Origin of the sequence: Rhodococcus sp. NPDC080181, from assembly GCF_040702225.1 — a bacterium.
In the GTDB taxonomy this organism is placed as follows: Bacteria; Actinomycetota; Actinomycetes; order Mycobacteriales; family Mycobacteriaceae; genus Rhodococcoides; species Rhodococcoides fascians.
In genome coordinates this window covers 1-2,577 of the sequence record NZ_JBFBKN010000057.1, presented here as the reverse complement: position 1 = coordinate 2,577, position 2,577 = coordinate 1, and the positions used below count along the sequence as shown (strand labels likewise).

Below are 2,577 nucleotides of genomic sequence, written 5' to 3'. Positions count from 1 at the left end.
TGTCCGTGGCCATGAAAAAGTACCCACTGGTGGCCAGGTCGAGGTCCCCACTGGTGGCCAACTGAAAGTCCCCACCCCGTGTTCGTCGTGTCGATCAGGAACTCGAGGCCCGAGCGGTGACGGTGAAGGTGCCAACCACACACCGCACCGCCCGGGGAGTTCCATTGAAGTCTGCGAAGGAACGCATGGACATCATTTCCGCTTACCGCGAAGTCGGGTCGTACCGAGGAGCAGCTGAGCTCTGCGGCACCACCCACAAAACCGTCAAACGCACCATCGACAAATTCGAGGCCACCCAAGCCGGCGAGACACCGCCACCGCGGACCGACCGCGAACGCAACTACGCCGCGGTCACCGACCTGGTCACCGAGCGGGTCGAGAAATCGCAGGGCCGAATCTCTGCCAAACGAATCCTGCCGATCGCCCGCACCGCCGGCTACGAAGGGTCGGACCGCAACTTCCGCCGCCTTGTCGCAGAAGAGAAGAAACGCTGGCGCACCGAGCATCACCGCGGCCGCCGCCCAGCAGTCTGGGCACCAGGTGACTACCTCGTCATCGACTGGGCAACAGTGGGCGGACTGCACCTGTTCTGCGCGGTCATGGCGTACTCGCGGTGGCGGTTCGCCACCTTCGCGACCGACGAGAAAGCAACCACCACAATGGCATTGATCGCCGAAGCCTTGGCCGCGATCGGAGGTGTCCCAGCAAAAGTACTCGCCGACCGCATGGCATGCCTCAAAGGCGGCGTCGTCGCGAACGTTGTCATCCCCACCCCGGACTACGTCCGCTTCGCTGCTCATTACGGGTTCGCACCCGACTTCTGCCACGCGAACGACCCACAATCGAAAGGGGTGGTGGAGAACCTCGTCGGCTACGCCCAACGCGATCTTGCGGTGCCGCTGTTCACCGAGGCGGCGGTTGCCGGCACCACCGTCGATGTCCATGTCGCCAACGCCGCGGCGAGAGCGTGGTGCACGGAAGTCAACTCCCGCATTCACTCGGAGATCTGCGCGGTCCCCGACGACAAGCTCGATGAGGAGCGAGAACTGTTGTCGCCATTGCCATCTCTACGGTTGGAGATCGGACCGCCGCCGGTAACCCGGAAGGTCGACAAGCTCTCGTGCGTCCGATTCGCCTCCGCACGCTACTCGGTGCCCGTCCGATTCATCGGCTTCACGGTCACCCTCGTCCAAGCCGAGGGCCGGCTGGTGATAGTTGATCCATCCACCGGCGAAGTCGTCGCCGAACACGACCTTGCCCACCCCGGCACGGCGTCGGTGCTCGACGAGCACTACGACGGCGCCCGTCCCGCCCCGAGTCGTGGGCCCAGGCCGAGAACGACTGTGGAACAACAGTTCTGCGCACTCGGACCCGTAGCGGAAGCATTCCTCCTCGGTGCCGCAGCCATCGGCAACACCAGGCTCGCCTCCGAACTCGAGATCCTCCTCGCACTCGGTGCTGCGCACGGCACCGAGAAACTTCTTGCTGCGTTGACCCGAGCGGTCGCGTTCCGCCGATTCCGAGCCGCTGATGTCCGGTCGATCCTCGCCGCGGGTGCGGGCGCACCGCAACCACGTTCAGCGGGGGATGCGCTGATTTTGGATCTACCGATCGCGCCGACCCGGTCCCTCGACGCCTACGCGATCCGCCCGCCCGCCGGCGACGAGCAGGTGCCCTCATGACCGAAACAACCACGACCGCAACGGGATCGAACAAGGCAGCTGCACCGAGAACTGCTGCACCGCAATCGGTTCCCGAACTAGCAGCCGATCTCGATGCCGGACTGCGGCGACTCAAACTCGCAGCAATCCGCCGGACCGCACCCGAAGTGCTCCTGACCGCGAAGACACAGCGGTGGACTCCCGAAGAAGTGCTGCGCACGCTCATCGAATCCGAGCTCGCCGCCCGCGATGCCTCGAACATCGTCAACCGCCTCAAAGCAGCGGCGTTCCCGGTCACGAAAACATTGGAGGCGTTCGACGTGGCGGCGTCGTCGATCCAACCGAAAGCCTTCGACTACCTGACGAGCCTGGAATGGGTTCGGACACAATCGAATCTAGCGATAATCGGGCCCGCCGGGACAGGTAAATCGCACACCCTCATCGGGCTCGGTGTCGCCGCAGTCCATGCCGGTCACAAGGTCCGGTACTTCACCGCCGCCGACCTCGTCGAAACCCTGTATCGAGGTCTGGCCGACAACACCGTCGGGAAGATCATCGAATCCCTACTACGAGTCGACCTGATCATCATCGATGAGATGGGATTCGCCCCGCTCGACGACACCGGCACCCAGTTGCTGTTCCGCCTCGTCGCCGGCGCCTACGAACGCCGCTCGTTGGCGATCGGATCGCACTGGCCGTTCGAGCAATGGGGCCGGTTCCTCCCCGAGCACACCACCGCCGCCTCGATCCTCGATCGGCTTCTCCACCACGCCACCATCGTCGTCACCGACGGCGAGTCCTACCGCATGAAAGACGCACAGCATCGAAAGGACCGCCCCTGAACAACCGGAAACATCAACACGGGGTGGGGACTTTTACCTGGCCACCAGCGGGGACATCGACATGGCCATTGACA

2 protein-coding genes are annotated in these 2,577 nt (G+C 64.1%); both read left to right on the top strand.

Features of this window, described 5'->3' with window-relative positions:
* Positions 1-164 precede the first annotated feature (164 nt).
* Complete coding sequence (gene istA / locus AB0O58_RS26655; protein WP_269596890.1) at positions 165-1,682, top strand: IS21 family transposase; 1,518 nt, start codon at positions 165-167, stop codon at positions 1,680-1,682.
* The gene (istB, locus tag AB0O58_RS26650; protein ID WP_317549772.1) at positions 1,679-2,503 is read left to right on the top strand and encodes an IS21-like element helper ATPase IstB; all 825 of its coding nucleotides are present in this window, start codon (positions 1,679-1,681) and stop codon (positions 2,501-2,503) included. The genes istA and istB overlap by 4 nt, the downstream gene beginning before the upstream one ends.
* Positions 2,504-2,577: the final 74 nt, after the last annotated feature.

Coding starts and splice junctions, on each gene's coding strand:
- istB (WP_317549772.1), top strand. CDS start 1,679: ATGACCGAAACAACCACGACCGCAACGGGATCGAACAAGGCAGCTGCA.